This is a genomic window from Methylobacterium guangdongense, from assembly GCF_038442355.1.
GTDB classification, from domain to species: domain Bacteria; phylum Pseudomonadota; class Alphaproteobacteria; order Rhizobiales; family Beijerinckiaceae; genus Methylobacterium; species Methylobacterium guangdongense.
In genome coordinates, this window is sequence record NZ_JBBXMX010000055.1 from 1 (window position 1) to 4672 (window position 4672).

General features: G+C 64.2%; 4 protein-coding genes and 3 pseudogenes. 3 read left to right on the forward strand and 4 right to left on the reverse strand.

What is annotated here, in order from left to right:
• Nucleotides 1–426 precede the first annotated feature (426 nt).
• Nucleotides 427–714, forward strand: coding sequence for a hypothetical protein (locus AAHG09_RS31570; protein WP_342112276.1), 288 nt, complete (start codon nt 427–429; stop codon nt 712–714).
• A gap of 253 nt (nt 715–967) precedes the next feature.
• Entirely contained in the window at nt 968–1246 is a 279-nt protein-coding gene (locus AAHG09_RS31575; RefSeq protein ID WP_342112278.1) for a PilZ domain-containing protein, read from the forward strand.
• Between the two features lie 183 nt (nt 1247–1429).
• On the opposite strand, the gene AAHG09_RS32035 is transcribed toward AAHG09_RS31575, so the two are convergent.
• The 3 genes and pseudogenes from AAHG09_RS32035 to AAHG09_RS31585 form a co-directional block, all read right to left on the reverse strand.
• On the reverse strand, nt 1430–1528 hold the full coding sequence (locus tag AAHG09_RS32035) for a PsiF family protein (RefSeq protein WP_412760122.1): 99 nt from the start codon (nt 1526–1528) through the stop codon (nt 1430–1432).
• 158 nt (nt 1529–1686) lie between these two features.
• On the reverse strand, nt 1687–1863 hold the full coding sequence (locus AAHG09_RS31580) for a hypothetical protein (protein ID WP_342112279.1): 177 nt from the start codon (nt 1861–1863) through the stop codon (nt 1687–1689).
• An 843-nt stretch (nt 1864–2706) separates the two neighbouring features.
• Nucleotides 2707–3320 (reverse strand): annotated as a pseudogene (locus AAHG09_RS31585) (recombinase family protein).
• A 33-nt stretch (nt 3321–3353) separates the two neighbouring features.
• Here AAHG09_RS31585 and AAHG09_RS31590 point away from each other — a divergent pair.
• Nucleotides 3354–4495: pseudogene (locus tag AAHG09_RS31590) on the forward strand (IS3 family transposase).
• Between the two features lie 13 nt (nt 4496–4508).
• On the opposite strand, the pseudogene AAHG09_RS31595 reads toward AAHG09_RS31590, so the two are convergent.
• Nucleotides 4509–4672: pseudogene (locus AAHG09_RS31595) on the reverse strand (cyclic nucleotide-binding domain-containing protein); the annotation flags it as partial.

Here is a 4672-nt window from a genome sequence, read left to right on the forward strand (position 1 = left end):
GATAGACGGATGCCACCTCCGGGGCGTTTCTTTCGGTCCATCCGGGGCTGGTCATGCGTTTCGTGCCGGTATGTTGCCCGCACTGCGGGTTGTCGTTCAGCGTCGTCGTGTCCGACCGACACCGCTCCGCGCGCGTCGACCGGGACGCTTGGCGTGGGGTCTGCCCGCGCGCTTGCGAGGCCGTAGAGCCGCGGTTGTGCAACGACTTCCGTGCCGTGGTCATGTCGGTGCTGGGCGAAGGTGAAACGCCAGTGCGTGTGGGCGAGAACCCTCCGAAGAAGCATAAGCGAAAGCCTGGGCCAGGTCGCGGCCACAAAGGGAAGATGATCGTCTAGCCACCGGGATCCGAGGGCAGTGGTCGGGTACATTCGCCGAGCCAACGCTTTCGAAGGGCACAGCGACTCGGGGTTCTTGTAGGAGGTCGTGATGGTCGGGCCCAACCTCGACCAGGCTGCACAGGTCATTGCCGAGAACGTCGTCTCAGCGGTCGTTCGCGATCCGGCGTCACCCCTTCGAGATACACCGATGGCCCGTGATGCCGCCATCACCGCTATCATGGCCGCATTGCTGCGGGTCATGCCGACCGACGACAGCGACCGGCTCGCGGAAGCCTGCAATCGGGGTCTCAATGATCTGGCGATCATGGGCGCGCTGGGGCCACTCGTCGAGGCCGTAGACCCCGACGACGGATCGGTGACGATGCGCGCGGAGTAGGGATGCGGGCCGGATCCCGTGATGACGTGGTTTGGCCTTGTGCCGTCCAGTATCCAAGCTGGAGCGTCAGGCGCTATGTAGCGCGTGGCGGCGGCGAGTTTTGAGGCAACCGTTCTATAGCTCGGATCCCGGGTAGCTAGTCTTTAACCGCTGTTCCATAATTCGTATATCAACATTGCAATATCAGGTTCTCTATATAGAGTTTTAATGGTTGCGTAGGACCGTAACAGCGCCAGTTCAGCAGTGTATCGCTATGCTAGAGCGCCGCGCCAAACTTCGTGTGACGTCAACGCTGGAGGGGCAGGCCTCCCTAGCTGGCACTCGCGTTCGCTCCCCCTGCGTAGTGCTCAACCACAGCCCCACCGGCGCTTGCGTCCTGTTCGCTTCGGGTACGAAGGTGCCGAATACGTTCGACCTCGCGATCGGTCAGGAGAGCGCCGCGTTGCCGGTTAAGGTCGTTTGGCGTCGCAATGCAACGGTGGGCGTCGCCTTCCTCGTCCCGCGGATCGTGCCCGACGTGATCCCCGGCTAAACACGAGAGCCACTTGCAGCGCTCGCTGATTGTCGGGGGCCGGATCCCGTGACTACGCGGTTCGGCCCGGTGCCGTTCGGCCGGAGCGACCAGCGCGAGGTAGCGCAAGGCCGCGAGTGTGCGAGTGTGGGGATTGCTGAGCAGGACCAACTCACTGCTGCCAATCGCCGCGACTGCCACACCTCAATTCTCGGGCGTGACACAGGTCCCCATGAACGCCTTCCGCTCCGGACCTGCCTTAAGCTTCTGAGCGTCTGCCCGCTGCCGGCATTGGTCGAGCATTGCCGGATCGACAGCTGATGCCGCTCCCTCACCGGCTGCTGCCGCGCCTAATGCAGGTTTCGCGGACGAATCCGGCGTGCGCTGTGCGTTGGCCACAGTGGGGAGGAACGCGAGGGCGATCGGAACGATGGGGATTGCGGGAGAGCGGCTCACGGCGATCAAGCCAAGCCGTCCTTGGCCGCCTTGTCCGGATCGTCCGGCTTCCTCTCGGCCTCTTTGACCGGGTTCTTGCTATCAGGCTGGCTGCCGGTCGCTGGGTCCGGCACGTTCACGTTCCGGATCGGCACCGTCGGCGGCACGACGCTCACACCCGGAGACTTGTCTGTCTCAGCCATGGCCATGCCGCTCCTCGTGTTGTTGAGCCGTCGGGCGGATCAAACGACCCGCTCGACGTCTTCTATGAGGGTCGCAGATCCTGCGCGATTAGCAATCGGGGCTGAAGGGCGATGATCGTCTCGACCTTCGTCAACGCCGTGATCGGCTCACTTACCGCCACCTCCACCCTGGGGCAGGGGGCGCTCCGGCTGACCGGCGTTTCCGCCAGCTGCGGAGTTGTTCGTCACAGTGTCAGCGGGTTGGCCAGTCGGGGTTCCCGACGCGGTGGCTGGGGCACCCGTCGAACCGGGCTGCGGCGCGGCGACGCCGGGCGTGCCAGCAGCAGTCGCCGGCGGAGCTGCTGCTGGTGCCTGTGCGAAGGCAGAACTTACAACGAACAGCATGAACGGGATGGCTGTGACGAGAATGCGCTGACGCATCGAGTCCTCCATGTCGAAGAACGCCAGTAACGCGTCTGTAAGCGAGATGGTTCAGCTCACTCCTACGGTGCCGGAGCGCCCTTCAGCATCGCGTCGTAGTCGAACGCGAGTTGATGCAGCGTCGCCTCTTACCGTCGGGCGGCTTCACCAAGCTCCCTAGGGGTCAGCCGGACGGGCGCTGCACCGATCTGCTCAGTGTTCGCATCGGAGGCGCCAGCTTCAGCTTGCGGCCCTTTCCGCTCCGCCAGGTCTGCGTGGCATTATCCCACCAGCGCCCGTCGCCGAGATGACAGACTAGCTGACCATGCGGCCGGCCGTAGCCTTCGCAGCAGCCCTTAGCCCGCTCGAAGCGAACCACCCGCGAGAGCTGCACTCAGTCAATAGGGTAGAAGAAGCGGTTTTCCGGGCGGATCGGCATCTAGCTTAGCTTTTCGCTGCCTGGCTGCGCGTTCGCGCCTGGGGGAAGTAGGTGTAGAAGGTCATTCGGCTGACCCCGAGGCGCTTAGCAATCTCGGCGATCGAGATGTTGCCGGCCGCGAGCAGGGCACGCCCCACCTCCAGATCCCCCTTCGGACAGCGCCTTGCGCCGGCCACCCTTGCGCCCGCGGGCGACGGCGGCCTTCAGGCCTTCCATCGTGCGCTCACGGTTAAGGTCGAGAAAATACTCGGCCATGGCGCCGTGCATCTGAGGGGGCGAAGCGGCCGTGGGCGGTCGCGCTGTCGAACTGCTCGGTCAGGCTTCGGAAATGGATCTCCTTCAGCCGCAGTCCGTCGATCGTTCGCATCATCTCGACGAGGGAGCGGCCAAGGCGATCGAGCTTCCAGACCACCAGCTGATCGGTCGGACGCAGGTAGGCGAGGGCGGCCTCGAATTCGGGCCGCTTGGTGCCGGCTTTGCCGCTCTTTTTCTCCTCGAAGACTTTTTCGCAGCCGGCCTTCAGAAGGGCATCGCGCTGCAGATCCAGGTTCTGGTCGAGGGTGGACACACGCGCGTAGCCGACAAGTGACCTGACCGGCTGGTTTTGGGCCGGGCTGATTGAGAGGATCAGTCAGGACCAAAGGAGTTGGACATGCGGCGAGGTCAGAAGACGGGTGCGGAGCAGGTCGTGTTGAAGCTGCGTCAGATTGAGGTGCAGACAGCCCAGGGCAAGAGTTTGGCCCTCGCCTGCAAGGAGGCCGAAATTTCCGAGCAAAGCGACTCACGCTGGCGCAAGGAATACGGCGGCCTGCAGATCGACCAAGCGCGCCGGATGAAGGAACTTGAGCGTGAGAACGCGCGATTGCGGCGGCTCGTGGCTGGTCTGTCCTTGGAGAAGCAAGTGCTGGCGGATGTCGCCTCGGGAAACTTGTAGCCCCCGAACGACGCAGGCGGGCGGTCGACGGCATCCGAGAAAAGTATGGTCTCTCGGAACGTCACGCCTGCCGGATCGTCGGCCAGCACCGCGGCACGCAGCGCTACGTGCCGACCGTGCCGGCCGATGAGGATGCGCTGACCCGCGCCATCATAACCTTGGCGTCCGAGTAGGGACGTTACGGCTACCGCCGCGTCACCGCGCTGCTGCAGGCAGCGGGGTGGCAGGTGGGCAAGGATCGGGTCCAGCGCATCTGGCGTCGCGAGGGGCTAAAAGTCCCCAGCCGACATAAGCCCCGCAGCCGCCTGTGGCTGAACGACGGCTCGGGCAAACGCCTGCGCCCGCTCCACCGCAACCACGTCTGGAGCTTCGACTTCGTGCAGGCCCAGACCCACGACGGCCGGAGCCTGCGCATCCTGACGCTGATCGACGAGCACAGCCGGACCTGCTTGGCGCTGAAGGTGGCGCGGCGCATCAACAGCCTCGGCGTGATCGAGGCTTTGGCCGATGCGATGTGCCTGCACGGCATCCCGGAGAACATCCGCTGCGACAATGGCCCAGAGATGATCTCGAAGGCGCTGCGCAAATGGGTCGCCAAAGCTGGCTCACAGATCCAGTATATCGCGCCAGGATCCCCGTGGGAGAACGGGTACTGCGAAAGCTTCAACGGCAAGCTTCGGGACGAGTGCCTGTGCCAGGAGATCTTCTACTCGCTGAAGGAGGCGCAGATCGTGATCGGTCTATGGCAAACCACGTACAATTGCGTCCGACCGCATTCGTCGCTGGGCTATCGGCCGCCCGCGCCCGTCCGCTACCCGGATCTGGCCTTCCGGCTACCCATGGCCGCGACCATGCAGTAGCCTCTCAATCGGCTCGGTCCAAAATACCGGTCAGGTCACAGAAGTCGCCAGGCACGAAGAAGGCCATGATCTGGCGCTGGCCGTCCGGCAGGACCTTGTAGCGGCAGGCGAAGCCGTCGAGGATGAGATGCACGTGGCTGGGGACGTCGCCTTCCTGGATCAGGTCCGTCCGCGCGC

Excerpts from the sequence above, each read along its gene's own strand:
- AAHG09_RS31570 (WP_342112276.1), top strand. The coding sequence starts at position 427 with ATGGTCGGGCCCAACCTCGACCAGGCTGCACAGGTCATTGCCGAGAAC.
- AAHG09_RS31575 (WP_342112278.1), top strand. The coding sequence starts at position 968 with ATGCTAGAGCGCCGCGCCAAACTTCGTGTGACGTCAACGCTGGAGGGG.
- AAHG09_RS32035 (WP_412760122.1), bottom strand. The coding sequence starts at position 1,528 with ATGCTCGACCAATGCCGGCAGCGGGCAGACGCTCAGAAGCTTAAGGCA.
- AAHG09_RS31580 (WP_342112279.1), bottom strand. The coding sequence starts at position 1,863 with ATGGCTGAGACAGACAAGTCTCCGGGTGTGAGCGTCGTGCCGCCGACG.